Origin of the sequence: Bradyrhizobium sp. BR 10289 (genome assembly GCF_019455385.1) — a bacterium.
Lineage (GTDB): Bacteria > Pseudomonadota > Alphaproteobacteria > Rhizobiales > Xanthobacteraceae > Bradyrhizobium.
In genome coordinates this window covers 26,917-51,868 of the sequence record NZ_JACOFR010000029.1, presented here as the reverse complement: position 1 = coordinate 51,868, position 24,952 = coordinate 26,917, and the positions used below count along the sequence as shown (strand labels likewise).

Genomic DNA, 24,952 nt, shown 5'->3' with positions numbered 1-24,952 from the left:
GAACTAAAACGCACTTCGCCATCGGGCCACAAGCGAAAGTCAACGTCGGCTGAATGATTGAGGCCGCCAACTGAAGCAGCCTTAGTTCAGCTTGCGCTTTAGTTCTTGGACGAACTTCCGCTGCTCCTCGATGTCCTCTTCGACCATCTGGCGCAGTTCGTCGATGGGAGACGGCTTTTGACTTGCGCGGGGCTTCTTGGGTGGTTTCTTGTCGGTCATCAATCCTCCCAGATTAGCTCCCCGCATTGGCATTTGTACACGTACACGTATTTTCCCGTCTTTGTGCTCCAAAGCCGTTCGAGAAGCCGCGTCCTCTTCCGGCACTTAGGGCAAAAGAGCGGGGTTTCGATGTGATGCTCTGGCATGGCGGCGGTCCTCTCGAATAGAGCCAGACGCTAAACCTCCTTTGACGTTCCTAAAAATAACCAAGGATACTCAAATGGGAACAAACGGCGACTTCTATACGGAATGAGAACGGTCCAAAAGTCTGCTCAGGGTCGATTCTGTTGAAAAAGGCTGCAGTTGCGACTCAGAGGTAGCGGTGATTCAGTCTGTCTAATCGGCAGGACTGAAGATCATGATGGGGCATCGGCAAGTCGAACAGGCTGCTTTGTTCTACGAGTTCTCGCTCGAGAGGCACGTGCCTTCCGACCATTTGCTTCGCTCGATCGATAGATTTGTCGATCTTGAACAGATTAGGCAGGACCTGGCGCCCTTCTACAGTGCGATCGGCCGGCCTTCGATTGATCCCGAACTGATGATACGGATGCTCTTGATCGGCTATTGCTTCGGTATCCGATCGGAGCGACGTCTGTGCGATGAGGTTCACCTCAATTTGGCTTACCGCTGGTTCTGCCGGCTCGGCTTGGACGGTGCGGTGCCGGATCACTCGACGTTCTCCAAGAACAGACATGGTCGCTTCCGAGAAAGCGATCTCTTCCGCCGCGTGTTCGAGAGCGTCTTGCACCGTTGTATCGAGGAACGGTTGGTCGGCGGTGAAGGATTTGCCGTCGATGCGAGCCTGATCAAGGCCGACGCCAATCGGCAAAAGGGGATTGAAGGAGACAAGGGACTTCCAGCGGAGGCAGCGGGCCGAGCGATAAACGAGTACCTTGCCGTCCTTGACGATGCCGCTTTCGGAGCAGCGACTGAGGTCACTCCGAAGTTCGTGTCGCCCGCCGATCCGGCGGCCCGCTGGACGGGCGCACATGGCGGCCAAGCTTTCTTCGCCTACTCGACAAACTACCTGGTCGACGTCGAGAACGCGATCATCGTCGACGTCGAGGCGACGACGGCAATTCGGCAGGCGGAGGTGTTGGCTGCCAAGCGCATGATTGAGCGGTCGCTCGAACGGTTCGATCTTTATCCGAGCCGGCTCCTCGGCGACAGCGGCTATGGCTCGGCCGAGATGCTCGCCTGGTTGGTCTACGAGCACGGGATTGAACCCCACGTGACAGTGTTCGACAAGTCGGCCCGCACAGACGGTACCTTCTCGCGCGAGGACTTCACCTATGATCACACCAGCGACGTCTATACCTGCCCCGACGGCAAGATGCTGACAACAACCGGAACACTGGTGAACGACGGCGCGACGATGCTCTACCGAGCGAGCAAGCACGATTGCACAGACTGCGCCTTGAAGGCTCGCTGCTGCCCCAAGGACTTGGTCCGCAAAGTGTCTCGCTCGATCTACGAGGGCGCTCGCGACATGGCGCGCCAGATAGCACGATCATGGGAGGGCCGTACCTCACGCCGGTTGCGAAAGAAGATCGAGATGCTGTTCGCGCACCTGAAGCGCATTCTCAAGCTCGACCGTTTACGATTACGAGGCCCGAACGGCGCACGCGACGAGTTCACTCTCGCAGCCACCGCGCAGAACCTTCGGAAGATGGCCAAGCTGATCGCGATGCCGGCCGCAAGGCCAGGATAGGACCAACTCGATCTCATCCTGGTTCAACGATTACAACGGAATACTGCCGACCTTTTTCAACGAAATCGGTCAAAGGCTGCCCTCAGCAGCCAGCATGCCCTCGGTCGGGTCATTGCCGCGCGGTGGGCTGAGGTCACCCACGGGCCAATAGCTGGCATTGTAGTCGGCGCAATGCCTAGGCTTGCGATTCCGGAAGAAGCCTTCATCTCGGTAAAGCTCTGAGCGAGAGACCTGAGGCGCGCGGCGAGCTACAGCTCTCCGGGCGCAACTTCCGCTCCGGTTCATAGGCCGGCACCCGCGGCTCCGCTTCGGAACGGCCCTTGGGCCATTCCGAATCGATGCGAAGAAGCGGATCAGGCCTTGGCCTTGACCGGGAGCCGAAAGGGCGCCCCCAACCGGTTGAACGCGTTCATGGCCGCAATCGTAATCGTGAGGTCCACGAGATCCTTTGGGGCGAAAGCCGCGCTTGCGGCCGCATAGGCCTCGTCGGAGGCGTGCGTCTCGCTGACGAGCGTAACTTCCTCCGCCCACGCGAGGGCAGCCCGGTACTTGTCGGGAAACAGGTGGGGCACCTCGGCCCAGACTGGAACGAGGGCGACTTTTTCAAATGACATCGTGGCCAAGAGGTCCCGGGTGTGCAGGTCAATGCAGTGCGCGCAGCCGTTGATCTGCGAAACCCGCAGGAAGACGAGGTGGATCAGTTCGTGGGGCAGGTCGGTACCCGTGGTGATGTAGTGGTGGATGCTGAAGAGCGCCTTTGCACCGTGGGGTGCCACTTCGTTCCAGACCAGCCGCTTGTTCTCGCTCATGACGTGCCTCGTTGTTCGGAACGCCGGAGATTCGACGCTCGGAGCGATGACGGGCCAAGCGGTCAGGGTGTGACATGACACTCGGCGGTTCCATTCAAAGCGGCCGATGTCACATCCACGCAGGTCCGATCGTCTTATTCTCGGGTTCGGGATGCGCGAGCGACGGTGACAGCGGATATGATCTGCGAGGAAACTGGGCGGATGGAGGCGATGGACGATCAGCGGACCACTGAGTTCGAAGCGGAGCGCAGGCGCCTGACACGCTTGGCCTATCGGATGATGGGCTCGCTCACCGAGGCGGAGGACGTCGTTCAGGACGCATGGCTACGGTGGGTCGGGGTGGAGGGTGGCGTCGATTCGCCTCCCGGCTATCTGACCCGCATTGTCACACGCCTGTGCCTCGACCGACGCCGCTCCGCGCGGGCGCGCCGGGAAACCTACGTCGGACCCTGGCTGCCAGATCCTCTCGTCGGTTCCGTGGAGCCGAACGAGACGGTCGCCGACGACGTCACGGTCACGTTGATGCTGGCCCTTGAGCGCCTGTCGCCTCTTGAGCGGGCCGCTTTCCTTCTCCACGACGTTTGTGACGTGCCGCTGACCGAAGTGGCCATCACGCTCGGCCGCCAGCCGGCAGCTGTTCGTCAGCTCGCGGCGCGCGCCCGCAAGCACGTGCAGACCGCACGTCCCCGCTTTGATGTCGAACCCGCGGATGCGGATCGGATCACCCGTGCTTTCTTCGCCGCAGCACGCGACGGGGACGTGGCGGCGCTTTCGGGGCTGCTGGCAAGGAATGTCGAGATCCATACCGATGGCGGCGGCAAAGTCCTTGCTTTCCGCAATGTCATTCGGGGGGTCGAGCGGGCCCTGCGCCTATTTGCTAGGCAGCGACGCAAATACGTCGTACCGCCGAAGCTGCTTCGTGTCGTCACCATCGACGGCCTGCCAGGCTACGTTAGCCTCGATGGACGCGGCGTTCTGCAGACGACTGCGCTCGACATCCGCGAGGACGGGATCACCGCGATCTACATCGTCAAAAACCCGGACAAGCTGTCGCACTTAGCGACAGAAATGGAATTTCCAGCTCGCATCTCGCCGATACCGCCAGCTTCATGAACTGCCCGAGTGACTGCGGCAACGTGGAGAGTCGTTCGATGGGCTGCATATGAGGCTCGCCCACGGTCGACGTCCGCTCCGGGTCATTCGCGTCGATCTGACCGCGTTCTCCGCACGTCCGGTGTCGCCTCAATTGCTGCCATGCTGAGCTCGACTTTCCTCCTTCGCCTGAGGACAAAAGCCCTCACTACAACCTTCTTACATCGCGCCATCGGTTTTGCATTTTAGCGGCATTGCATGCGACCGCTTCCCCTCCGGATATTCCGCTTGCAGAAGGATGAATTCTGACAGGCGTTCTTCCCTAACCACATCATTCCCTCCTATTGACACCTGCCGCAAATGGGCAAATCCTTTCCAAAGCGAATTTTCAGCACGATAAATTTCGGCGCTAAGGCCTTTCTTTGGCGCCTTCTGAATCCATTTGCTTCTAACCGAAAACGGAGGGGCCCATGCGCGCGCTCGCTTTAAGAAGCGTCTCTCTTCTCCTCGCCACTCTTGCTTCGATCTGCGCCACGGCCTGCGCCCGCGCACAGGATGCGACCGACGAGCAGTTTGGCAAGGTGCACTTCCAGACCACTTGCAACGAGGTCGCGCAACGCCGCTTTGATCGCGGCATGCGCTACCAGCACTCGTTCTGGTACCGGCCTGCGAAGGAGATTTTCAAGGAGACGTTGCAAGCCGATCCGGAATGCGCGATCGCCTTTTGGGGCATTGCACTGAGCCTGCTCTACAATCCTCATTTTCCCGCACCGAAGGAAAATCTCGCCGAGGGCCTCGCCGCGCTGCAAAAAGCCAAGGCACTCGGCGCCAAGAGCGACCGCGAACGAGACTATGTCGACGCACTGCTGGCCTTCTACTCGGGGGACGAGAAGACGACGTTTGGCCAGCGGGCACAGGCCTATCTCAAGGCAACCGAGGCCGTCGCGGAGCGCTATCCCAATGATGACGAGGCGCAGATCGCCTACGCCATCACCCTGAATGTCCCGGCCTCACCAAACGATAAGACGTATGCTAACCAGCTCAAGGGCGCGGCCATCCTGGAGCCGATCTTCAAGCGGCAGCCGCGGCACCCCGGCGTCGCGCATTACCTGATCCACCTCTATGACTATCCGGCGATAGCGGAGCAAGGCCTCGACGCTGCCAAGCGCTATTCCGAGATCGCGCCGGCGGCGCCGCACGCCTTGCACATGCCGTCACACATCTTCACGCGCGTCGGCTACTGGAACGAATCCATCGATGCCAATAGCCGTTCCGCCAAGGCTGCCAAGGAGGGCAAGGACCCTAGCGAGCAGCTCCACGCCGACGACTACATGGTCTACGCCCTGCTCCAGCTTGCACAGGACAGCCGAGCCCGCGACGTCATCGCGGACATGCTTGCGACCACGGGCTATGCGCCGGCCGTTCGCGCCGGCCCCTACGCGATAGCGGCGAGCCAAGCGCGCTACATGGTCGAGCGAGGTGATTGGCCGAGGGCTGCCGCACTGAAGGTCGAGCCGAGCCGGTTTGCCTATGTCGATGCGATCACCTACTTCGCCCGCGCCCTCGGCGCCGCGCGCTCCGGCAATGCCGACGCAGCGACGGCGGACATCGCCAAGCTGGCGGAGTTGCGGGACAAGCTGCAGCAGGACAAGGACGCCTATTGGGCCGAAATCGTCGAGATCCAGCGGCAGGTCGCCACAGCCTGGCAGCTCAACGCCTGGGGGAAACCGGCGGACGCGTTGGAAGCGATGCGCCTTGCGGCCGATGCCGAAGACAAGACCGAGAAATCCATCGTCACGCCTGGACCGCTTGCTCCGGCACGCGAGCTTTATGGGACCATGCTGCTCGAACGCGGCATGGCGACGGAGGCATTGGTCGCGTTCGAAAGCACGATGCGCAAGGAGCCCAACCGGTTCGGCGCGATGATCGGCGCGGCTCACGCCGCCGAGAAAGCAGGGGATGCCGTGAAGGCACGCCAGTACTATGCGAAGGTGGTCGACATGGCACGGGATGGCGACTCCTCGCGGGAAGATCTGGCGGCCGCACGAAAGTTCATGGCTCAGAATTAGAGAGAGTTCGGCGGCAGGTGCTATGCGTCTGACCAGCAAATTCACCGCGATCGGCGCAGCCGCGGCACTGTTCTGTGCGGTCGCTGCGGTCTGGATGCTGCGATCCGGCGACCTGACACGTGCAAGAGCGGCAACCGGGCAGATCCGCCCGGTGTGGACGGAAACCGAGTGGCCCTTCGGGGTAGATCCTTGGGGGAAAGGCAAGGCGTTTCGCTGCAATGCCAACGATTGCGGCGGTGAGGTCCAGCTTTACGTTCGCGCCAAGCTCGGCTTTTGCAATTGCACCACCGGCGTCGCCGACGATACTGACCTCGAGCAAATGGGCGACTTGGCGCTGATTGGTAAGACAACGCCGATCGGTGCCAGTCGGGAGATTGTCGTTGGGCCCATGCAAGGCCGCAGCCGCGCGTATCGGGTCGAGGGAAATGGTAACGCAGCGCTTTCGTTCGCTTTCAATCAGCGCTGCGACATGGTGGCTGCAACGGCCTTGGTTGGACGGGGCGTACCCGGCTCACTGGAGCCAGCGGTGCTGGCATTCCTCAACAGCGATCGCATGTTGAAGTGGGCCGAGATCGCGTTAGGTTTATAACTCGGCGCTACCTCGAAGCTCGCATTTCGGCACGTCAGCGTCGCTCCCTAATCCCCGAGCACAAATCCGCAAACTTAGCATGCCTCAATCGTAAGATCGGGAAAACTCGGCTAAGATGCTACTTTCCCTTGTTGGGGGCATTTCATGTTCGACATGGCAACCACGGCGCTTTTGCGCGCGGTTTTCGACGAAGTGTGCGAGGGTCTTCCGCAGCGCGAGATCGGCGCGCGGACGCGTGTGGCTTCGAAGATCCTGGAGGCCGCCAATGGCGGCGAGCTCTGTCCCGAGGACCTCAGACAGGTCGGCCGCAAGGCCCTTTCGCACGCGCCCACCATGTGGCGCTAACTGAAAACCGGGACGCGGGCGTGAACTTCCAGGTCACCGTTTTGAAGATTTTGGCGGCATATCCGGACGGGTTTGCCGTCATGGAGGACCTCAAGCGGGACATGGCAATTCTGGCGACCAGTGGCCGCGATTGGGCGGACCGGACAGGCGGCTCGCGGCACGGGTTCCGGATCTCGACATCTGGTCACAAGGGCTGGTCGAACGCATCAGCGGCGGCTGGAAGATCACTGTAAAGGGACGGGCTGTGCTCGAGTTCATGGAAGCTCGCCCTGCTGCGCCGGAGCCCATTCCGGTGCCTTCGGTTGAGCAGACGGTCGTCGCTTCGCCGACACTGGTTCCTCCGCTGCGGCAGCCGGCCGACCGGGCCAAGCGCCGCCGCGAACGTCGGGAACGGCGCCGCGAGGCGCGCGAAAGGGCTAGGGCCAACGCTTCCTAAGTAGGATCAGGCCAAGAAAAAGCCGCCGGTACGCGCGGCGGCTTGGATAGTGCCGGACTGCCGGTTACTTCCCCAGCCCCAAGCGTACCGCCGTTACCTTGTTTGCGGCCATGCCAGTCCGACCTACCGGACGAGCTTCGATTCGGCGATCGGCGAGCCGAGTTGTGCACCGGCTCCTACAAAGCCGGCAGAGGTCCAACGAGGAGGACGGAAGGCGAACCCGCGCGGCATCACCAGCTGCGAACGCCCCCGGCCCGTACCATGTCCAGCACACCGGATTCGAACGGAGGGCCCGTTTCCGCCGACGAGAGCACCTGCCGTTTCAGCCGGTCCGGCAGCGATCAGGACACAAGGAGGGCGCACGGGCGCTCAATGGCCGCCGTGGCATGGGATCAATGAACATCCCTAGGGGCACAGATGTCCAGTGGTGGTGATGATGTCGCCCAAGTCTTCCGCTGCGACTGCGAACTCGGCTCTGTAGGGGTCTAAAAGAGCCCGGACGCGATGAGGTGAACCTGCTGCAGGTTGGGAAGCTGGCCCGCGGACGGTGATATAGCGATGGTGACGAGGGGCCGGCTGGGCGTCGCCTTCGACACCCCGGCCGATCCGACCCCGTGGCGGCCTGCGACACACCGCGGAAGACGCCGCCGATGGGGCGGCCGATTAAATCGCTCCGGTGGTGCGCTCGCGGACAACTCCCTTCACGACAGGAAAGTCGCGCCCGACGATTTTATCGAGCCGGATCCACGTCGGCACCTCCTTGATCAGGCGACGATCTGTCCCTTCCACGATGATCTCTTTGCCTTCGACCTGCCGCCACGGCAGATATCCCAAGTACACCGCAACGAAATCGGCGATTTTGCCGCGGAAAATAACGTCGACTGCGAAGCCGGGATCCTTGGCGCAGACGTCTACGCCCTGCGGATCGAGGACCAGCCACAGAATGCTGTACTTCGTTCGGTTGGCCGGCACGCCGGCGAATTCGAAGCGAGCGACGACTTTCTTATCAATGGCGTCCCGAACCGCCCTCTTTCGGAAACCCCATACAAGGAAGAAGGGATCAAGGTCCGTCGGCTTGATCGCATCCCGCGCGTGTACCAGACCCCAATGTCCCATCTCGCTGACGATCGGCCGGAGTGCCTCGCCAGCGGGGGTAAGCCAATATTCGTGTCCAGTCCCGTTGGACCGCGCGCGCCTTTCGATTATTCCTTGATCTTCCAATTCGCGAAGTCGTGTCACAAGGACCGCTCTCGAGATAAGCGGCACGCCACGATGAACATCGTTGAATGTTCGGTTGTCAGCCATCAATTCGCGCAGGATCAGCGGCGTCCAACGCGTCGCCAGTACCTCAGCCGTTTTAGCGATGGGGCAAAATTGGTCATAGCCGTCTTGCATGATCGCGATTGAACCACCGAAGGCTTTGCTTCGCTAGTTCGAAAAACAGACTTGAGCGGAACCGGTAGCGATGTTTGCCTCGGCGCGCCCGGCTCTCACGCCTGGTCGGTCGCAGCAAACGGAGGCCTACATGAACCGAGCACCCCTGCGCCGCAGCATTCTCGCCGGACTGATGTTGTCGCTCCCTGTCACTTCTGCCTTTGCGGATGTCATTTCAGACTGGAATGAGCGAGCTGTCACTTTGCTGCTGGCCCAAAAGCTGGGACCGCCGGCGGCAGAGCGCGTGCTGGCGATGATGCACCTCGCCATGTTCGATGCAACCAACTCAGTGGAGCCGAGATACGCACCGTTCCTCACCAAGCTTCACATCAGCCGCGAAGTCTCCAAAGAAGTAGCGGCAGGCGTTGCTGCCGCAACCGTACTACTCGCGAGCAGCCCGGAGGCAAACGCGCCCGAGCTCAAACAAGCGCTCAGCAACGACCTTCAGCGCGTCCCCGACGGCCCAGCGAAGGAAGAAGGCATTAGAGTTGGCGAAACGGTGGCCGCGAAAATCCTGACGAACAGAAAGGACGACGGGTCCGCCGCGCCCGACGGCCATCGGCCCATCACCACTCCGGGCGTCTACGTTCCGACGCCCAGCCTGGTCGTCGCACAGTGGCCGGGCGTTCGACCCTTCGCGATGAATAAGGCTGACCAATTCCGACCGGAGCCGCCCGTTGCGCTCTCCAGCTCGGAATGGGCGCACGACTTCAACGAGATTTCCAAAGTCGGCCGCTTCGACAGCAAGTCCCGCACCGCGGATCAGACCGAAGCGGCCAAGTTCTGGATCTCGATCGGCGGCGACGTGTTCTATCCGCTCGCACGCGCTCTGATAGCCGCAAGAAGCTAGACCAAACCGATAATTCCCGCATCTTTGCCTTGATCGCCGTCGCTCGGGCAGACAGCCTGATTGCAGTGTTCGACGCCAAGTACCACTACAATTTCTGGCGGCCGATTACGGCGATCCGCAATGGCGACAGGGATGACAACGCCGAAACAGAGAGGGACCCATTGTGGCGTCCGATCGCGGATACTCCGATGCACCCAGAATACCCATGCGCTCACTGTGTGCAGGCGTCTGCTATGTGTGCGGTTCTCGAAGCCGCATTGGGTACGACCACGTTCTCTGAGATCAGCATGACGAGCACCACTGCGCCGGGGGCTGAGCGCCGCTGGACAGACCTTAAATCATTCATCAACGAGGTGTCCGAAGCCCGGGTTTGGGCAGGCTTTCACTATCGGTTCTCGACAAGGGTCGGTCGTGAGATGGGGTATGAGATCGGCAAGTACGTCGTCAAGAATCTTCTCAGGCCGGTGGAAAGCGCGTCTAAGTGACTAACAACAGTTATTTGACCGAGGCCGGCCGGTGCGCTTGGCGAGTCCAGGCATGAAGATAGGGTAGGCCGTCCTTCGCGGCGCCGCCAGCGTGGTAAGCGTCGCAGGAGGCACTAGTCGGGGGCCTTCAAAGAATCGAGGCGTTTGCGGAGAAACGCCAACACCATGACTTCATCCGACGTGAGCTTGGCATACTGTCGCTTGAACTTCCGAGCGATCTTGGCTTCGATCATCTTGACAAGATCACCGGACATGTAGGCGTTCAGGACTTCCGGGTGCACGTAGCACTTGCGGCAAATGGCCGGCGTATTCCCGAGCTGCTTGGAGACGCTTTCGATCGCGGCGACGACGTTGCGCTTCGCCTCGGCCTGGCTGTCGTACTTCTTGAACTCGGTCAGCGCCAACGCCGCCAGAACCGTCCCCGCCCAAGTGCGGAAATCCTTGGCGCTGAAGTCCTCGCCCGTGATCTCCTTGATGTAAGCATTGACGTCGCCGGAATCGACCGTACGCGGCTGCCCGTCGTCGTCCAGGTACTTGAAGAGCTCATGTCCGGGGATTTCCGCGCAGCGCTTCACGATGGCGGCAATCCGCTTGTCCTCGACCCGAAGTTTCCACTGTTTGCCCGACTTGCCCGTGAAGTCGAACCGAAGGACGCCGCGACCCACCGCAACGTGCTTCCGTCGCATGGTGGTGAGCCCGTAGGATTTGTTTTTCTCGGCATACTCGGCGTTGCCGACCCGGATCAAAGTCTTCTCCAGAAGGCTGACGATCGTGGCAAGAACCTTCTCGCGAGGTAGTCCTTCCAGCTTCATGTCGGCCGCGACACGGTCGCGCAGCGCGGGCAACGCGGCTGCGAACTGGACGATGTGTTCGTACTTGTTCTGGTCGCGCAGCTCGCGCCATTTCGCGTGGTAGCGGTACTGCTTGCGGCCCCGCGCATCGAGCCCGGTCGCCTGGATGTGGCCGTTCGCCGAGGGGCAGATCCAAACGGATTCATAGGCCGGCGGGATACCGATGGACTTGATGCGCCGGATGACGGCGGCATCGGTGATGCGCTTGCCGTCCTTGTCGTAGTAGCTGAAGGTAGTCCCCGTCCGCTTGCGGGTGTAGCCGGGCGCGGAGTCGCTGACATAGCGAAGACCTTCTTCCGCAATGGCTGCTGCGACCTCGGCGGTGCGGTCCAGAACCTGTTCTTCGTTGCGAGTCTCTCGGAGCATGGGCCTGTTCCCTCGGAAGCACCCAGGGATCGAGGCTCCACTCCTTTCTAAAGGAACGGAGACAGCGGTTGGTTCCGTTCGTGAGATCGGCGGTTCGTAGATAAGATCAGTGGCCGCGCAAGATACTTGCCCTATCTGAAGCCGGCGGTTCCTTTCGACGGTCCGCTGCGCAGGCCGACGATGGCTGCAAGGCCGAGCTTCAGACAATCGCCACAAAGTTTACGGACACGCTTTCCCAATTAGTCTGTGCGAAGGTCCGCTATGTCCCAATATTCGCTCGATGTATTGCGTCAGCGCTATGTCGTCGAGAAACGACCGCTCGAGGCCAGCGTCGAGCAGATCCTGCGGGCTGACGCTCGCGCGGGAGCCCGCGCGATCCTGGCTTCGATCGATAAGAGGCGCTTCGAAAACAGGTCCGAGGGGCAGCGCCTCCGCAAGATGCTGCGCTTCGAGACCTCTCTCTGGGAAAGCGGCCTTCATGCTGTGGCAGGCGTGGACGAGGCCGGAATGAGCCCTCTTGCGGGGCCAGTATCCGCGGGCGCGGTGATTCTGAAACCCGGCACGCGGATCGTCGGGATCGATGACTCGAAGAAGCTCGACGCCGCGGCTCGCGAAGAACTCGCGAAGGAGATCAAGGCAAAGGCAGAGAGTTGGTGTGTGGCGTTCGTAGAGGTCGAGGAGATCGACGCGATCAACATCTATTGGGCTGGCATCCAGGCCATGCAGCGTGCGGTCCGGGGGCTGGGATTGACGCCGCAACACTTGCTGATCGACGCCAAGCGATTGAAGGAGATCGACATCCCTCAGCAGGCCATCATTAAGGGCGATGCCAAGTCAGCCAGCATCGCTGCGGCGTCGATCCTCGCGAAAGTCGAGCGCGACATCGTCATGCGGACCCTCGACGCGCGTCACCCTGGCTACGGCTTCGCGGATCACAAAGGCTACCCCGTGCCGGCTCACTATGAAGCTCTTGCCAGGCTCGGCGCATGCGCAGCTCACCGTCGGTCGTTCGGACCAGTACGCAAGACTCTCGGGTTGCCGCCCCTGCCGCCGTGGCCTTCTGCATCCGAGCGAGCCGCCGGCTGAACAGGTCGATTACTTGGTCTAGACGGCACTATTCCCGCGACCAACTCTTTTCGCGAACGACGTCCTTGGCCTTTTTGTCGGACCGCAGGCCGAGATAGACTGGCTGGCGCAGCTCTCCCTTGCTGGTCCACTCCGCGAACTTCACCTCTGCGACCAACGAAGGACGCACCCAGGTCGTGACCTCCGCATCCTTCACCTTGGCGGAAAAGGGGGACTTGGCCGTCTTGAGCTTCAGGAGCTTGCCGTGAAGCTCTTCGAGAACCTGGTGGCTGAAGCCGGTGCCAACGTGGCCGATGTACCGCCATCCGCCATTTTCCCGCACCGCCAGCGCGAGAGCGCCGAAGAAGGGCCGGGTTCGCCTCGGCGCCGTGAAGCCGGCGATCACGACCTCCTGCCGCTGCGCCGTTTTTACCTTCAGCCAATTGGCGGTCCGGCGTCCGGACGCGTACGGGCTGTCGGCGCGCTTGGCCATGATGCCTTCGAGGTGCCTCCGCTCGGCTTCTGCGAAGAACTTCGTTCCCTTGCCTTTGCGGTGGTTGCTGAATGCGATCAGCTTATGGCGCGGCAGGATGGCCTTGAGCCGCTTCTTGCGCTCAAGGAGCGGCAGCGCGCGTAGGTCCTCGCCGTCCGCGAACATGAGATCGAACGCGCAGTACAGAAGCTTGGCCTCATGGCGCAGGGCGTTCTGGAGCAACTGGAAATGAGAGACGCCGTCTTTGCCGATCGCGACGAGCTCGCCATCGATCACGGCATCCGCCTTCACGCCCTCAAGCGCCTTCGCGACCTCCACGTAGGAGTGGCTGATGATCTTCCCATTACGGCTGTATAGCGCGACCCGTCCACGCCGGATTTCCGCGACCATACGAAAACCATCGAACTTGTCCTCGAATATCCAATCGGGATCGTCGAACGGTGAATCGGTTAGGGTGGCCAGCATGGGCTGCAGGCGGCGAGGCAGGATCGATTTTCGGGCCACGGTAGAAGTCTCTCTATAGGGCCGGCAAAGGCCGAAACGAGGAAGATGGAAGGCGAACCCGCGCGCTGTCGCCGGCCACGACCGGTCCCCCGGACCGGACCACGCCCAACACCCCGGATTTGAACGGAGGGCCCGTTTCCGCCGGCGACAGTACCTGCCGCTTGAGGCCGGCTCGAAAGCGGTCAATTAGGACACAGGGCGTCCGGAGGCCAGTCAGCTCGACGACCGCGGAGGGTCCGAGCTCGATCAAGGTCCCGAGCGGCATCCGTTCGAGGTCCAATCCGACGGTGGTGACGTTCTCGCCGAGGTCGCCCGCGCCAACCTCGAAGCCAGCCTTGAGGAGAGACGGGAAGAGTTCGGATGGTATCAGGTGGACCTGCCGGAGATTGGGCAGGCGGGGCCGGCGGCGTGCCAAATAGCGGTGTCGGACGAACGGGCCGGCGTGAACGTCGCCTTCTACGCCGTGGCCTTCCACCAGGATTATGCGCTCCTGAGTTGGTTTGCTGAAGTGATGCCCGCGATCGGCGGCGACCGCCACGACCCTGCCCTCGAGCGCCGGATCGTGGCCCTGCGACATCAGGCGGCGCGGGCGAGCGAGCGCCGCTTCTGGCGAAGGTAGCGCGTGATTTCCGCAAGCGTCATCACGTTCAGGACGCGGTCGGCAGGGACACCGCCCTTGCGGGCCATCTGAACGCCCCAGTGCATGTGGTCGAGTTCGGGGATCGAGTGCGCGTCGGGATTGATGCTCATCATGCAACCGAACTCGAGCGCCGCCTGGTGCCAGCGCCAGTCCAAGTCGAGCCGCCATGGATGGGCATTGATCTCGACGACGACATCGTGCTTCGCGCAGGCCCGCAGTACCTTTTCGACGTCGATTTCATAGCCCGGCCGCCGCTGGAGCTGTCGCCCCGTCATGTGGCCGATGATGGTGGTGTGAGGGTTGGAAATAGCCCGAAGCAGGCGCTGCGTCTGCGCCTTGCGGTCCAACTTGAAGCGCCCATGGATGCTGGCCACCACGAAATCGAAGCGCTCCAGAACGTCGTCGTCATAGTCGAGCGACCCGTCCGCCAGGATGTCGGACTCGATACCCTTGAGGATCCGGAAGTCCTTGCCGAAACGCTTGTTGAGGCGGTCGGCTTCACGGTGCTGCTGCGCGATCTCCTCGACGGAGAGGCCGCCTGCGTAGTGGGCGGACTTGGAATGGTCGGCCACGCCGAAATACTCGAAGCCCCGCTTGCGCGTGGCCTTAGCCATGGTCTCCAGCGTCTCGGTGCCGTCGGAGGCATCGGTGTGGCAGTGAAGGATGCCGCGCAGGTCCTGGTCGGTGACGAGCTTCGGGAGCTTGCCTTTCAGGGCCGCCTCGATCTCGCCGCGCCCCTCCCGGAGTTCCGGATCGATGAAGGGCAAGCCGAAAGCTTGATAGATGTCGGCCTCCTCGCCGGCGATCAGCGTGCGCCCCTTGTGGAGGCCGTCAGCATCCAACCGCATGCCTTTCTCGGCGGCCAAGGCTTGGAGCTGCTCGATGTGGGCGGCGGAGCCGGTGGCGAAGAGAAGGGCGGCGCCGAAGTGCTTGCGGTCGGAAACTTGAATTCGCAGCCCGTTGGCCGATGGCGTCGATGTCTTGTGCTTGGCAGCCTCCGCAACGATCGTGAGATCGCCGACGAGTTCGCAGCCGCGGCGGAAATCGCCGGCGATCGTCACACGCTTCAGTTCGGGGCGAGACTTGCGGATCGAGTCCTCCGCCTGCGCGAGCAGCGCGGCGGCGCGGTGCAGGTGGAGGCGGCCTTCTCCGCTTTTGGCGATCGCGAGGTTCTGCAGGATCTTGGTCTGCAGCGTGGCGCCGAGTCCTTTCGCCTTCTTGATGCGGTCATCCTTGGCGGCGGCCTCCAACTCTGAGAGCGAGCCGATGCCGAGATCCTTGTACAGGCGCAGCACCTTCTCCGGACGAAGGCCGGGTACAGCGAGCATCTCGAGCACGCCCGCGGGGATCTCCTTCCGCAGCTTTTCGAGGCTGGGGTGACTGCCCGTCTTGTGAAGCTTGGTGATGATGTCGGCGATCGCGTCGCCGACCCCCGGGATCTCCGTAAGTCGGTCTTCGTCGATGAGCACGTCCAAGGGAACGATAAGAGCCGCCAGGCTGTCGGCGGCCCGAGAGTAGGCTTTCGCCCGGTAGGGATTGCCGCCTCGCAATGCGGTCCGCTGTGCGTACTCTCGCAGAAGGCTTGCCACACCGCGCGCGTCGAGCGAAGGCATTCAGCCAGCCCCCCGGTCCGAGCCTTGCGGCACCGCCGGAGCAACGCGGCTGCCGGAGCGGTCACTTGGCCGGCGATCGAGGGAGGCTTCGAGCTTCTGGGCTGCGCGAAAGTCCTCAAGGTGCTGGACATTGGGGCCGTAGGCAGCCTCCTTCTTGAGGAGATTGTAGATCCGGCCGGCCACCAGTTGCAGATGCTTCATCTTGCCCCGCGGCATGGATCTCGCATTGCAGAGAGCTCGGACAGCGTAGGCGCGGAAGTAATCGAATGCGTCTGACATGATGTCAGTAAACGCCGGCTCTCGCCGAGAGTTCGATGCGCTCTGAGACGGACTGGACCGCCCATCGGCGCCCGTCGCGACCTCGCAAACCCGAAACCTTGCGAACAGTACGTTCTTGGGAACTCCTCGCTGCCTTCGAAGTTGCGAGACTCGTTGATTAAGGTAGGTAGACTGATCGCAGTCGGCCCCCAACCTGGCGGCGGTTTTTTGTGAGTTTGGTGGCGTGGCAAAGCGTATCAAGGCTCCTCGGGCCAATGAGCCGGAGGTCCCTACTATGCCGGGGTTCATCGAACCCCAACTGGCGACCCTGAAGATGAAGGCTCCTTCAGGACCTCTATGGATTCACGAAGTCAAATACGATGGCTACCGCATCCAGCTCCGCATCGACGGTGACGACCGACGGGCCTACACCCGCAACGGTTACAATTGGATCAGCAAGTTCTCAAGAATTGCGGGTGCCTTCGATATCGAAGGACAGGCCATCGTCGACGGCGAGGTCGTCGTCATCCATGATGGGCGCACGAACTTCTCCGAGCTGCAGGCAGACCTCGGCAGGGGCGATCAGGATCGACTGGTCTACTTCGCTTTCGATCTGCTCTGGCGGGACGGCAGAGATCTGCGCAAGGAGCCGCAGATCGAGCGGAAGAGGCTGCTCAAGGAGCTGATTGAGGAGCACGACCTCCAGGAGCCCGTCCTCTATAGCGAGCACCACGAAGGAGACGGCCAGGCACTGTTCGCCGCAGCCAGCAAGCTGAATTACGAAGGCATCGTCTCCAAGCGGGTGGACGCACCATTCCGATCGGATCGGGTGGAGGCCTGGCAGAAGATCAAGGTCGTTCAGAAGGGCAAGTTTCCCGTGGTCGGCTTCATCAAGGACCCATCCGGCGTGGCCGCGCTCTATTTGGGCAAGAAGGAAGGCAAGGATCTGGTCTACATGGGAAAGGTCGGGACCGGATGGAGCCGAACCACCTCGGCGCAGATACGCAAGACGCTCGACACCGTGGTAAGCCCGAAGCAAAAGCTGACCAAGACCATCAGGAAGCCGAAGGCCACGTGGGTCGAACCCGAGTTCTATGCCGACATCGAGTACCGCGACATCACCTCCGAAGGCCTTCTGCGGGCCAGCTCGTTCAAGGGCCTCAGCAAAGGAACGCGCCGTTCATAGCCGCGTTTTCCTGCGGAGTATGTGGGGTACCGGTCATGGATCCGGAAAGGCGAGTTGCGAAGGCCTTGGAAGACGCACAAGGCATCTTGGCCCGGCATGTCGAGCCCGGCCCCAGAAATTGCGAGCAAACCATAAACAGACTGCTGGATGTGCTCGACGACGGAACCGTTGTGCAGGCGCTCAAGGATGCGAAGATGGAAAAGCCCACCACGGAACAACTCGACGAGCTCAAGAGGCTCAGTGCAATCGCGCGCGTGCCGGACGAATCGGAGATCGTGACTTCGAAGGAAGAAGCCGAAATCCGGATCCGCGATCTGAAAGTCAAGGCGCGGATGGAGTGAGACGATCCCGGGACGACGTCCAGAGCAAAGGGTCGGCCGGCGAAGGGACGTCGATATGACTGTCTGACAATGGCGCTGATTTGCGCATGGCATCGGCAACCGGCAGCGTATTGTCGGTATGGCAACCGCAGATCAATCAAGGCCTTCGGGTGACGAATCTTCAGACCGGTTTTGTCAACGCTAATCCATATGGCATTGCCACTGTACTGATGATCCTTGTGGGGTCGAAATTCCAATCGGAGCAATGAGCGGAAGTGACACACACGCGGCCTCCGCAGCAGCGTGAGCTGGCTCTAAACGGGAGCCATTCGTGAGCACTTTGACTATTCCCGCCATTGCCCAGCTTTACTTTCGGCCCAAGCCGCGCTCGGCGCAACGACGCTCAGTCACCGAGGGGTTCAACAATCGCAGAAGGGAGAACGATTGCGAGTAAAAAGGAGAAATAATCTGCTGCAGGCGCGGTGCTGCCCAGGAGAATGATTGAGACATCAGCGCTCTAGCGAGCTAGACGAAAAGTCAGCCGAACCTTTCCGCAAGCACATCGATAAGCACCCTCACCTTGCGGGCCAGATGCGCGCCGGGTGGACGTACGACGAAGATGCCGACCTCGGGCAGACGGTAGCGGGTCATCACAGCGACGAGGCCGTCGGACGCGACGTAGGGCTTCGCGATGACATCCGGAAGGGCGCCGATGCCGATCCCGGCCGCGATGGCTTCGGCGATCGCGATGGCACTGTCCGACTTGAAGCGCCCCTGCGGGTTGACCGGAATGGTCTTTCGCCCATCGGCGAACTTCCAACTCTCGGTACCTATCATCACGGCCTGATGTCGGAGCACGTCTTCCGGCTTCTCCGGCGCGCCATGCTCCAGCACGTAGTGCGGGCTCGCGTAGAGACCGACGGAGAACGAACCGATGCGGCGGGCGACCAGGTTCGAATCCGGCAGATAACCGACCCTGATCCCGCAGTCGAACCCCTCGGCAACCAGGTCGACGTAGCGGTCGCTGTAGCGGGTGTGGACCTGCAGCAGAGGGTGTTGTTTTGCGAAGGCGGCGAGCGCCGGCGCGAAATGCTGCCCGAAGGAAGCCGGTCCAGTAACCCGAAGCAGCCCGCGAAGGTCGCCGTCCGGAGACAGTTCCTCACGCGCGGCTTCCATCTCCGAGCAGATGCGGGCGGCACGCTCGCGGAAGGAGATGCCTGCTTCGGTCAAGACCGCACCGCGGGTGTTCCGGGACAAAAGCTGGCTTCCAAGTTCATCTTCCAGGCGCAGCAGCCGCCGGCTGACGATCGACTTGGCGAGACCGAGGCGCCTCGCAGCGGCAGATACGCCGCCCGCGTCGGCGACTTCGACGAAGGTCCGCAGGTCTTCAAATTCCATGTTCGCGTCCCTCTTTGGGCGACACGAGATACCATGAACCGCATCTATTGTGCCTGATGTCGCGACGATACCTTTGGCTTGGTTAATACGACGAAGGCGCTGCCGCCGACGTCCCGCCGAAGAAAGGAACGAGCCATGAAGACGACGAAGATGAAACGCGGCACGAGACGAGGAGACCCCGATCGGGGCTTCTCGCTAGAGATCATCCATCCGGGGCTGACGCTCGGCACGGACGACAGCGGGATCGGCGCGATCGGTCGCATCGACCGTGCGCGCATCCATCCAGGTCACACCATCGCGATGCATCCTCACCGCGACGACGAGATCCTCACCTACGTGCGCGTCGGATCGATGCTCCACAAGGATACGGTCGGCAACCGCGAGGAGATCCGGCCGGCGCGACTGATGATGATGAACGCGGGCCATACCTTCCAGCACGAAGAGACGATTCTCGGCACTGAACCGCAGGAGGCGTTGCAGATATTCCTGCGCCCCCATGCTCCGTCGCTCGAGCCCAAGGTGCAATTCCGCGCCTTCAGCGAAGCGACGAGCCGCGACGTATGGCGGCTGCTCGCGGCTCCCGAAGGCGCGCCATTCGAGGTACGGGCGCAAGCCTGGGTGCACGACATCCGCGTGGCCGCGGGGAAAACCGTGTCGCTTCCGCTCATCCCCACTCCGGGCGCGGTGAGACTGCTCTACGTCTTCTCGGGCGAGATCGGCGTCGGTGCGTGGCGGCTTCAGACCGGCGAAGGAGCGTTCCTGGCCGAGGACGAGGTCGAGGTCGCGGCCACGACCGAGTCCGATCTGGTGCTGTTCTCCACCGATGCCGGCGCGCCTGTGTTCAAGGGCGGCATGTTCAGCGGCAACGTTCTCCTCCGCGCCTGAGACGAATGGCTTCCAAGCAGAGCGCCGGCACCTCCGATCGGGGTGCCGGCGCTCTGCCTTCGTGCGTCCACACGCGCTCTCGTGTTCCTGTTTTCGAGACGCGGAGTAGCCGTTTCGCTGGCTAGTGATCCGGCATCTGCGACGTCATGTTGAGGGCGTCGAACACACCGAAGCAACGTCAAACCGAAGGAAATGCCATGTCCTACGACCGCCTCACCGCCGAGAACACAGCCGTCCTCTTCGTCGACCACCAGACCGGACTCGCCAACGGCGTGCAAACCCAGAGCCCGCCCGAGTTCATCAACAACGTGAAGGCGCTCGTCACGATCGCGCAGATCTACAAGCTGCCGACGGTCGTCACCACCAGCGCCCACGACGGCCCGAACGGACCCATCATGCCGGTCGTCGAACAAGGCCTGCCGAATGCAACGATCGTGCACAGGCCCGGGCAGATCAACGCCTTTGACAACGAGGATTTCGCCGCCGCCGTGAAGAAGACCGGACGCAAGAAGCTCCTGATCGCCGGCATTTCGACCGAGGTCTGTGTGGCCTTCGCAGCCTTGTCCGCCAAGAAGCTGGGTTACGAGGTCTATGCCGTGCTAGACGCCTCAGGTACCTGGAGCAGGCTGGTCGAGGACGCCGCGGTCGCCCGAATGGTGCAGGCCGGAATTGTGCCGATCACCTGGGTCGCGGTCGGCGCCGAACTCCTCGGCTCCTGGGCCTCGCCGACGGGTGAGGCCCACGCCAAGCTGATGGGCGACCACTTGCCGTTCTCGGCCAACAACATGGCCGGCTTCCTGGCAGCGAAAGGCCCGGCGCGTTGAAGGCCGTCCTAGCCCACGCGATAACCTTGCAAGGACGCCGCCTCGGCCGATGCTGGGACGGCGTCCTAACTCAGTCTCAAGCCGGTGTCAGAGAGTAGTGCGTCCTTGCAGTTGCGCTCCCCGCAGCACATCCCGCACAACCGTCTCGCTTCAGACCCGGCTCGAAAAGCGCGTGTAAGCGGTCAGCCTCTGCACGGTGGGCTCGACGTCCTGCATGTAGATTTGGCTGCGCAGGAACGCGATCTCGTCGTCGAGGGCGGACTCGTCGACGTCCATGAACCAGCTCTTCGGTCTCCCATCGCTGCCGTCGTTCCAGCGGTATCCGCGCTTCTTCAACGAGTCCTTGAGTTCGAACGGCGACTGCTCCGCCCAGACCCGCAGCGTCGGCTTGCGAGCGGCCTCGAGCAGGAGCGCGAGCGCCGGCGAGACCGTTGTCGGCAGTTCGAAAGCGAGGACTTCGAGCAGAGCGTGGCAGTCGTCGACCGCCCGGTGCGCCTGGTGGAAGAAACCCGCACCGTTCAGCAGATAGCCGAGTTGCGCTCCCGCGAAGCCGTGTTTGCGCCAGTCGATCTCGCTCATGCTGCAGCCCCAGGCCTTGTGCTCAAAAACGGGCCAGTAGCGCTCGACGAACCTTCTGTCGAAAGAGCTGTTATGCGCGATCGTAATGACCCCGCTTTCGGCGAACGCCGTGACGGCGGCATCGTCGAATTTTTGACCGGCAACCACTTCGTTGGTGATCCCGGTGAGTGCCGTCACTTCCGCGGTGATCGGCGCACTCGGTTCGTTGAAAGCGGAGAACGTGTCTCTGACGCCGACGATCCGCCCCTCTGGCGTGTAGTCGAACTTGACCATCCCGAGCTCGATGATCTCGTCTTTGGCGTGGTCGAGGCCGGTTGTCTCCGTGTCGAGGAAGATGCCGGTCCTGACCTCCTGCCCGGCGGCCGGTGTGTAGGGAGATCGGGGGATCAAGCGTCGAAGGACCTGTAATCGGTCGACCGGGCCAGCGCCTGGGCCATTGCGGCCAGGTCCGCCGCGTCCAGAGTATGCCCGTCTCTCATGGGCTGGGTCAGCGCGTCCATGGATCCACAATACCGGCCAAAAGCTGCGCGAGGTACCCGGAAGACAAGCGATTCACGACGTTTTCGGACGTGGCCGGGGGCGCTGCGGGCAGATGGTCAATTTTCCTGTTGACCGGCCCGGAACATGTCGGAACCGGCAGGCTCCATTCGTCTTGAATCCAGCACCGTCACCCGGAGTACCGCGTTAATGGCCCCCCGCGCCAACTGGAAAGGCTTCCTGCGTCTGTCCCTCGTGACCTGCCCAGTAGCCCTCTATCCTGCGACGTCCGAGTCAGAGAAAGTCTCATTCAACCAGCTAAATCGCGCGACCGGCCACCGCATCAAGTACCTGAAGGTCGACGCCGACACCGGCGACGAGGTGCCCAACGAGGACATCGTCAAGGGCTACAAGGTCGACACCGACACCTTCATCGAGGTGACGAAGGAAGAGCTCGAGAACGTGGCCCTGGAATCGACCCGGACCATCGAGATCGACGAGTTCGTCGACAAGGCCGACATCGATCCGCGCTACCTGATCCGGCCCTACTATCTGCGTCCAGACGGAAAGGTCGGCCATGACGCCTTCGCGGTGATCCGCGAGACCATCCGCGAGATGGACAAGGTCGCGATCGGCCGCGTCGTGCTGACGAACCGCGAGCACATCGTCGCACTCGAGCCGCTGGACAAAGGCCTGATGGGGACGCTGCTGCGATACCCGTACGAAGTGCGCGACCCGAAGGAATACTTCGACGAGATTCAGGACGTGAAGGTGACCAAAGACATGCTGGACCTCGCCCGGCACATCGTCGAGCAGAAGGCCGGCAACTTCGAGCCCGACAAGTTCGAGGATCAATACGAGACCGCGCTCGTCGACCTCATCAACCAGAAGCGGGCGGGGAAGCCGATCGTGCCGAAGGACCGGCCGAAGGGCGAGAACGTCGTGGACCTCATGGAGGCGTTGCGCCGAAGCGTCGGCGGTGCAGCGGCCGAAAGCAAGGCTCCGAAGAAACCGGCTAAGAAGGCGAAGAAGGCTTCCGCTGGCCAGAAGGAGATGCTGATGCCGATCGCCGGCAAAAGGGCTGCCAAGGAAAACTCGGCCAAGAAGCCGGCGGCCGGGGCGCGGCGGAAGTCTGCGTGAAGCACCCGGTCACTCCGGATGGCCGGTACTTCGTCGTCCGCGGTCGGCTGTGGCGGCTGGCAAATCCGGAACTGGATGAGGCCGAGAGATCTAAGCTGACGAAGCGGCTGATGGCGGCTAGGCGAGCGGTCCGGGACGCGAAGGCCAACGCAGATCCGGATGCCGAGGCGACCGCTCATCGCGCCGTGGACGACACCAAGAGAGCACTCGGCGAACGCGGGCCGGTCTGGGTGGGCCGATGGATCGCCGGACCTTAACCGCCATATGGCGAAGAACACGCCTTACGCCGAATGGTACACGAAGTTAGCGCGGTCGCGCCCCGGAGGGACATGATGACAAAGGCAGCCATCTTCGATGTCGACGGAACTCTCGTGGACTCGGTCGATCTGCATGCGCTCGCTTGGCAGGAAGCGTTGGTGAAGTTTGGCCACGACGTCAGCTTCGAGCAAGCCCGGAGCCAGATCGGCAAAGGCGGCGACAAGCTTATCCCGCACTTCCTATCCGAGGACGCGCAGCGGGATCACGGCGACGATCTGGAGGAATGGCGCGGCCGGCGCTTCAAGAGCGAATACTTGCCGCTGGTGCGCCCGTTCTCCGCGGTCCCGGATCTCCTGAAGCGCGTCCGAGACGCCGGCATCCGGATCGCCGTCGGTTCGTCGGCCAAGAAGGACGAGCTCGCCGAGTACCTCGATATTGCGCGCGTTGCCGATCTGATCGACGTCATCGCCTCGTCGGAGGACGCCGAGGAGTCGAAGCCCGCGCCGGACATCTTCGACGTCGTGCTCCGGAAGTTGAAGCTCGACGGTCCCGCCGCCGTCGCCGTCGGAGATACGCCCTACGATGCGGAAGCGTCCGGCAAGGCCGGCGTCCACACGATCGGCGTTCTCTGCGGCGGGTTCACGGAGCAGTCGCTGCGACACGCCGGATGCGTCGAGGTGTATCCAGGCCCAGCGTCGCTGTTCGCCCGCTTCAAGCATTCGCTGCTCGCGGAGCGGACATAGAACTCAGCCGCTTAACTGCCTTCCCATCGTTCCCGGCAATCGGGCGGCCCGATCCAAACTAGGATGACGAGCCGATACGCTCCGGTCAGCCTCTGACGGCATCCAAAAGCTCGCGGGGCGCGAAGGGCTTCTGGAGGAATACGGTCCGCGGTGGCAGCCGACCGACTTCCTTGCCGGACATCACGACGATGTTGAGCAAGGGGTGACGCTCCCTCGCGTAGTCCGCTAGGTCCAAGCCGGTCATGTTACCGGCCAGGTTGTGGTCCGTGACCACCGCCTGCAACTCGGGACCGGTGGAGGCCACGATAAGCTCCGCCGCTTCGCCCGTCGCGCACTCGACGACTTCGAAGCCTTCGTCCCGCAGCAGGTCGGACATGATCTCCCGCTGCAGCGGGTCGTCCTCGACGAGAAGAGTTACGAAGTTCGACATCCGGGTCTCCTAGGCCAGGGTGTCAATCCGGAGACGCCGATTTGGTTCGAGGTGGCGCCATCACAGGTCTTCCCGCAGACCCTTGAGGAACGGGTGCCTGACTTTTCCTTCCGCTGACTTCGCGCGATATGCGATCTCGGCTGACAGCTTCGGCTCGACCCAGATGCCCTTGTGCGAGGTGCGCTCTTGAACGCCTGGGTCTTCCGGATCAACGGCTCCAGCCTCTTCCGCAGGTCTGCAGCCGAAGCCTTGTCAAATCCATGGTCGACTTTGCCGGCGTAGACGAGGTCGGGGCGCGAGCGGAATCGTTCCGGAACCCGTGAATCCTTGTGACGTTGCTACGACATCGTTCAACGAGGAGGAGCCGTGATGGCTTCAGCGAAGAAAACTACGAAGAAGACCGCACGCGGTCGGAATCAGGACCGGGCCAAGGTTGCCGGCGGGCAGAAGTACGAAGTGGGTTACGAAGCCAAGAAGACTGGCCGCTCGGCATCGGCCGTGAAGAAGGCTGTGAAGAAGGTCGGCAACACCCGCAAGCGGGTCGAGAAGCGTCTCGCGCGCTGAGATGCTCGGGGCCGGCCTCACAATGGCCGGCTCAACTTTCCGGAAGGCACTCCGGGCAAGTGTCTCCGATGGAATCCAGAACATCCCGAACTTCCGCGATGGCCTGGTCCGGAGAAAGGCCAGCAGGCGGCTCCTGACGGGCGAGATCGAGGGCGCGCTCCCGGGCGTGAGGGTCCGCCCGGTCCTTCGCCCATCCGTGCTCCGCGCATTCATGGATGGCGGCCGCCTCCTGCAGCACGTGGATCGCCCAGCCGCGCAGCGTCCGGATCGCCGGTCGTCTTTCCTTCGTCATCAGCATCGAGATCGCTCCTGCGAGGAC

General features: G+C 62.2%; 28 protein-coding genes and 3 pseudogenes. 18 read left to right on the top strand and 13 right to left on the bottom strand.

Features of this window, described 5'->3' with window-relative positions:
- Positions 1-81: 81 nt before the first annotated feature.
- Positions 82-219 (bottom strand): hypothetical protein, encoded by a 138-nt coding sequence (locus tag HYH08_RS32405; RefSeq protein ID WP_194403769.1) that lies wholly within the window; start codon positions 217-219, stop codon positions 82-84.
- A gap of 358 nt (positions 220-577) precedes the next feature.
- Here HYH08_RS32405 and HYH08_RS32400 point away from each other — a divergent pair, with 358 nt between their 5' ends.
- Positions 578-1,930, top strand: coding sequence for a transposase (locus HYH08_RS32400; RefSeq protein WP_220013884.1), 1,353 nt, complete (start codon positions 578-580; stop codon positions 1,928-1,930).
- 353 nt (positions 1,931-2,283) lie between these two features.
- On the opposite strand, the gene HYH08_RS32395 is transcribed toward HYH08_RS32400, so the two are convergent.
- Positions 2,284-2,739, bottom strand: coding sequence for a carboxymuconolactone decarboxylase family protein (locus tag HYH08_RS32395; protein WP_028141951.1), 456 nt, complete (start codon positions 2,737-2,739; stop codon positions 2,284-2,286).
- A 210-nt stretch (positions 2,740-2,949) separates the two neighbouring features.
- Between HYH08_RS32395 and sigJ the strand changes: the two genes are divergently transcribed.
- From sigJ to HYH08_RS32370, 5 genes and pseudogenes are all read left to right on the top strand, one after another.
- Positions 2,950-3,852, top strand: coding sequence for an RNA polymerase sigma factor SigJ (sigJ, locus tag HYH08_RS32390; protein WP_228748236.1), 903 nt, complete (start codon positions 2,950-2,952; stop codon positions 3,850-3,852).
- Between the two features lie 449 nt (positions 3,853-4,301).
- A complete protein-coding gene (locus HYH08_RS32385; protein WP_220013883.1) occupies positions 4,302-5,900 on the top strand; it encodes a tetratricopeptide repeat protein in 1,599 nt (532 codons plus the stop codon).
- A gap of 22 nt (positions 5,901-5,922) precedes the next feature.
- Positions 5,923-6,489, top strand: coding sequence for a hypothetical protein (locus HYH08_RS32380; RefSeq protein ID WP_220013882.1), 567 nt, complete (start codon positions 5,923-5,925; stop codon positions 6,487-6,489).
- Between the two features lie 144 nt (positions 6,490-6,633).
- A complete protein-coding gene (locus HYH08_RS32375) occupies positions 6,634-6,834 on the top strand; it encodes a hypothetical protein (RefSeq protein WP_220013881.1) in 201 nt (66 codons plus the stop codon).
- Positions 6,835-6,854: 20 nt separating this feature from the next.
- Positions 6,855-7,270, top strand: a pseudogene (locus HYH08_RS32370) (hypothetical protein).
- 663 nt (positions 7,271-7,933) lie between these two features.
- On the opposite strand, the gene HYH08_RS32365 reads toward HYH08_RS32370, so the two are convergent.
- Positions 7,934-8,665 (bottom strand): winged helix-turn-helix transcriptional regulator, encoded by a 732-nt coding sequence (locus HYH08_RS32365; RefSeq protein WP_097661455.1) that lies wholly within the window; start codon positions 8,663-8,665, stop codon positions 7,934-7,936.
- Between the two features lie 130 nt (positions 8,666-8,795).
- Here HYH08_RS32365 and HYH08_RS32360 point away from each other — a divergent pair, with 130 nt between their 5' ends.
- Together HYH08_RS32360 and HYH08_RS32355 are read left to right on the top strand one after the other, a co-directional pair.
- Positions 8,796-9,554 (top strand): hypothetical protein, encoded by a 759-nt coding sequence (locus tag HYH08_RS32360; RefSeq protein WP_220013880.1) that lies wholly within the window; start codon positions 8,796-8,798, stop codon positions 9,552-9,554.
- A gap of 29 nt (positions 9,555-9,583) precedes the next feature.
- The gene (locus HYH08_RS32355) at positions 9,584-10,039 is read left to right on the top strand and encodes a vanadium-dependent haloperoxidase (RefSeq protein WP_220013879.1); all 456 of its coding nucleotides are present in this window, start codon (positions 9,584-9,586) and stop codon (positions 10,037-10,039) included.
- A 113-nt stretch (positions 10,040-10,152) separates the two neighbouring features.
- Here HYH08_RS32355 and HYH08_RS32350 read toward each other — a convergent pair whose 3' ends face one another.
- On the bottom strand, positions 10,153-11,256 hold the full coding sequence (locus HYH08_RS32350) for a DNA topoisomerase IB (RefSeq protein ID WP_220013878.1): 1,104 nt from the start codon (positions 11,254-11,256) through the stop codon (positions 10,153-10,155).
- Between the two features lie 261 nt (positions 11,257-11,517).
- Here HYH08_RS32350 and rnhB point away from each other — a divergent pair, with 261 nt between their 5' ends.
- Complete coding sequence (gene rnhB, locus HYH08_RS32345) at positions 11,518-12,342, top strand: ribonuclease HII (protein ID WP_220013877.1); 825 nt, start codon at positions 11,518-11,520, stop codon at positions 12,340-12,342.
- A gap of 28 nt (positions 12,343-12,370) precedes the next feature.
- Here rnhB and ligD (HYH08_RS32340) read toward each other — a convergent pair whose 3' ends face one another.
- Both ligD (HYH08_RS32340) and HYH08_RS37570 read right to left on the bottom strand, forming a co-directional pair.
- Positions 12,371-13,318 carry a non-homologous end-joining DNA ligase gene (gene ligD / locus HYH08_RS32340; protein WP_220013876.1) on the bottom strand — a complete coding sequence of 316 codons (948 nt, stop codon included), beginning with the start codon at positions 13,316-13,318 and terminating at the stop codon, positions 12,371-12,373.
- Positions 13,319-13,331: 13 nt separating this feature from the next.
- Positions 13,332-13,793, bottom strand: a complete 462-nt coding sequence (locus HYH08_RS37570; protein ID WP_349631486.1) for an MOSC domain-containing protein — start codon at positions 13,791-13,793, stop codon at positions 13,332-13,334.
- On the opposite strand from HYH08_RS37570, the gene HYH08_RS37840 reads away from it, so the two are divergent.
- Positions 13,689-13,937, top strand: a complete 249-nt coding sequence (locus HYH08_RS37840; RefSeq protein ID WP_220013875.1) for a hypothetical protein — start codon at positions 13,689-13,691, stop codon at positions 13,935-13,937. The two genes, HYH08_RS37570 and HYH08_RS37840, sit on opposite strands and share 105 nt — an antisense overlap.
- Here the strand turns inward: HYH08_RS37840 and HYH08_RS32330 are convergent.
- Both HYH08_RS32330 and HYH08_RS32325 read right to left on the bottom strand, forming a co-directional pair.
- Positions 13,895-15,571: a DNA polymerase/3'-5' exonuclease PolX gene (locus HYH08_RS32330; RefSeq protein ID WP_220013874.1), complete on the bottom strand. Its 1,677-nt coding sequence runs from the start codon at positions 15,569-15,571 to the stop codon at positions 13,895-13,897. The genes HYH08_RS37840 and HYH08_RS32330 overlap by 43 nt on opposite strands.
- Positions 15,572-15,787 carry a hypothetical protein gene (locus HYH08_RS32325; RefSeq protein WP_228748228.1) on the bottom strand — a complete coding sequence of 72 codons (216 nt, stop codon included), beginning with the start codon at positions 15,785-15,787 and terminating at the stop codon, positions 15,572-15,574.
- Between the two features lie 286 nt (positions 15,788-16,073).
- Here HYH08_RS32325 and ligD (HYH08_RS32320) point away from each other — a divergent pair, with 286 nt between their 5' ends.
- A complete protein-coding gene (ligD, locus tag HYH08_RS32320) occupies positions 16,074-17,015 on the top strand; it encodes a non-homologous end-joining DNA ligase (RefSeq protein WP_349631484.1) in 942 nt (313 codons plus the stop codon).
- A gap of 35 nt (positions 17,016-17,050) precedes the next feature.
- Positions 17,051-17,356 (top strand): hypothetical protein, encoded by a 306-nt coding sequence (locus HYH08_RS32315; RefSeq protein ID WP_220013872.1) that lies wholly within the window; start codon positions 17,051-17,053, stop codon positions 17,354-17,356.
- 516 nt (positions 17,357-17,872) lie between these two features.
- Here HYH08_RS32315 and HYH08_RS32310 read toward each other — a convergent pair.
- Positions 17,873-18,733, bottom strand: a complete 861-nt coding sequence (locus HYH08_RS32310) for a LysR family transcriptional regulator (RefSeq protein ID WP_220013871.1) — start codon at positions 18,731-18,733, stop codon at positions 17,873-17,875.
- A gap of 135 nt (positions 18,734-18,868) precedes the next feature.
- Here HYH08_RS32310 and HYH08_RS32305 point away from each other — a divergent pair, with 135 nt between their 5' ends.
- Together HYH08_RS32305 and HYH08_RS32300 are read left to right on the top strand one after the other, a co-directional pair.
- Complete coding sequence (locus tag HYH08_RS32305) at positions 18,869-19,618, top strand: pirin family protein (protein ID WP_220013870.1); 750 nt, start codon at positions 18,869-18,871, stop codon at positions 19,616-19,618.
- A gap of 197 nt (positions 19,619-19,815) precedes the next feature.
- Positions 19,816-20,442 (top strand): isochorismatase family protein, encoded by a 627-nt coding sequence (locus HYH08_RS32300; RefSeq protein WP_220013869.1) that lies wholly within the window; start codon positions 19,816-19,818, stop codon positions 20,440-20,442.
- Between the two features lie 150 nt (positions 20,443-20,592).
- On the opposite strand, the gene HYH08_RS32295 is transcribed toward HYH08_RS32300, so the two are convergent.
- Positions 20,593-21,411 (bottom strand): 3'-5' exonuclease, encoded by an 819-nt coding sequence (locus HYH08_RS32295; protein ID WP_249782305.1) that lies wholly within the window; start codon positions 21,409-21,411, stop codon positions 20,593-20,595.
- A 297-nt stretch (positions 21,412-21,708) separates the two neighbouring features.
- Here HYH08_RS32295 and ku point away from each other — a divergent pair, with 297 nt between their 5' ends.
- From ku to HYH08_RS32285, 3 genes and pseudogenes are all read left to right on the top strand, one after another.
- Entirely contained in the window at positions 21,709-22,638 is a 930-nt protein-coding gene (gene ku / locus HYH08_RS32290) for a non-homologous end joining protein Ku (RefSeq protein ID WP_220013868.1), read from the top strand.
- A pseudogene (locus HYH08_RS37565) lies at positions 22,635-22,971 on the top strand (hypothetical protein). The gene ku and the pseudogene HYH08_RS37565 overlap by 4 nt, the downstream one beginning before the upstream one ends.
- A complete protein-coding gene (locus tag HYH08_RS32285; RefSeq protein ID WP_220013914.1) occupies positions 22,971-23,639 on the top strand; it encodes an HAD family hydrolase in 669 nt (222 codons plus the stop codon). The pseudogene HYH08_RS37565 and the gene HYH08_RS32285 overlap by 1 nt, the downstream one beginning before the upstream one ends.
- An 85-nt stretch (positions 23,640-23,724) precedes the next feature.
- Here HYH08_RS32285 and HYH08_RS32280 read toward each other — a convergent pair whose 3' ends face one another.
- Complete coding sequence (locus HYH08_RS32280) at positions 23,725-24,069, bottom strand: response regulator (RefSeq protein WP_220013867.1); 345 nt, start codon at positions 24,067-24,069, stop codon at positions 23,725-23,727.
- Between the two features lie 60 nt (positions 24,070-24,129).
- A pseudogene (locus HYH08_RS32275) lies at positions 24,130-24,371 on the bottom strand (ATP dependent DNA ligase); the annotation flags it as partial.
- 67 nt (positions 24,372-24,438) lie between these two features.
- Here HYH08_RS32275 and HYH08_RS32270 point away from each other — a divergent pair.
- Positions 24,439-24,633, top strand: coding sequence for a DUF3606 domain-containing protein (locus tag HYH08_RS32270; protein WP_220013866.1), 195 nt, complete (start codon positions 24,439-24,441; stop codon positions 24,631-24,633).
- A 31-nt stretch (positions 24,634-24,664) separates the two neighbouring features.
- Here the strand turns inward: HYH08_RS32270 and HYH08_RS32265 are convergent, their stop codons facing one another.
- On the bottom strand, positions 24,665-24,931 hold the full coding sequence (locus HYH08_RS32265; RefSeq protein ID WP_220013865.1) for a hypothetical protein: 267 nt from the start codon (positions 24,929-24,931) through the stop codon (positions 24,665-24,667).
- Positions 24,932-24,952 lie beyond the last annotated feature (21 nt).